Here is a 230-nt window from a genome sequence, read left to right as displayed (position 1 = left end):
GTCAGGGGCAAAGATGCACCACGCCAACCTGCAGGCCGCAGACCTGGAAATGGCCTGGCTGAGCAAGACGGACCTGCAAGAGGCCAACCTGGGGGACGCTAATCTGCAAGAAGCCAAATTTGGCCAGAGCAACCTGGAACGCGCCGATTTGCGCGGGGCGCGGCAGCATTACGGGAACTTTCAGGAGGCCAACATGGAGGGGTGCAAGGGGTGCCCAGAGACTTGGGATA

Annotated in this window: 1 protein-coding gene; it reads left to right on the top strand. The window is 60.9% G+C overall.

The window, feature by feature from the left end; all coding sequences use genetic code 11:
• Nucleotides 1–230 (top strand): pentapeptide repeat-containing protein (locus SB765_RS34395; protein WP_410933126.1); only part of this gene is annotated, 230 nt, incomplete at both ends.

The sequence above is a fragment of the Pseudomonas sp. SIMBA_067 genome, from assembly GCF_046534675.1.
GTDB classification, from domain to species: domain Bacteria; phylum Pseudomonadota; class Gammaproteobacteria; order Pseudomonadales; family Pseudomonadaceae; genus Aquipseudomonas; species Aquipseudomonas putida.
This window is presented reverse-complemented; position numbering and strand designations above follow the sequence as displayed.